The organism is Vibrio sp. D54 (assembly GCF_021728075.1).
GTDB classification, from domain to species: Bacteria; Pseudomonadota; Gammaproteobacteria; order Enterobacterales; family Vibrionaceae; genus Vibrio; species Vibrio alginolyticus.
The window spans coordinates 1-1,095 of record NZ_JAKKCS010000070.1 but is presented as its reverse complement, the minus strand read 5'-3'; the positions used below and the strand labels follow the sequence as shown (position 1 = coordinate 1,095).

1 pseudogene is annotated in these 1,095 nt (G+C 48.3%); it reads left to right on the top strand.

Annotation, left to right across the window (positions count from 1 at the left end):
* Positions 1–1,095: pseudogene (locus tag L3V37_RS24145) on the top strand (RTX toxin); the annotation flags it as partial.

Genomic DNA, 1,095 nt, shown 5'->3' with positions numbered 1-1,095 from the left:
GTAACCGACTCGTTAGGAGCGGTCATAAACTTAGAAACGGTGGTGACTGGTGGAAGTTGGTCTCTGGACGACGTTGACCTTTCTGGATTGTCTGAAGGTACGCTGACAGTTGTTGCTGAGAGTATTGATATAGCGGGCAACCCTGCAACCAGTGAAAACACCATCATCAAAGATACGCTCGCAAGTGTGACGGTGGACGTTGACGATGGCGGAGACGGCTATTTAAACATTGAAGAGCGCCAATCTGTCACTTTGTCAGGGCAAGTCAGTGATGTTGAAAATGGTCAGACGGTTTCTGTCACGGTTCAAGACAGCTTGGGGGTGATGCTCTCGTTCAATGCCGTTGTCGTTGATGGTATGTGGCAAGTCGAAGGGGCGAACTTATCCACGTTAGCCGATGGGGCGTTAACCGTATCTGCCTCCGTGAATGATGTGGCGGGCAACCAAGCGAAAGCGATGGATGAGGCTACGACCATAGATGCCACTGCTCCCATCATTGATATCGATACGGATTTTTATATTAGCGGTGGTCTTGCCATTGATGATTTCCGTGAGGGTATAGTCACGGAAATGAGAGGGACAACCAGTGGTGTAGAGCAAGGTCTGGCAGTAACGATTCGGGTAAGTGACGGAGACAACACGCTGAATTTTACTGGCCTTGTTGATGCATCAGGTTCGTGGACAGTAACCGGAATTGACGTAAACACTCTCAATCTAAACAACACGTGGACCATTGAAGCAGAAGTGTTGGATGCCGCCGGCAACCACGCGGTAGATACCATGCCGACAATAGTGCTACCCGGTTCAACGGTATTTTCTGAAAACATCGTTGGATTTTTTGGTGAGCAAAGCAGCTCGGCAGCCATCAACATAGAAAATGGTGTGCCAGCACTGCATGCAGAGCAGCCAAGTTTGAGCGCGCTTACATCGGTCGGTCAATCTATAAATGTTGTTGTTGCAGAAGATGGGTTGAGCTTACAAGGAACATCGACTGACGACCGATTAGTTTTCTCAGCAGAAGTCAATGATGATGGTACGGTTCAAATTACTTTTTATGAAGCGATTGATCATGGTGTAGGTCAAGATGAGCTGGTG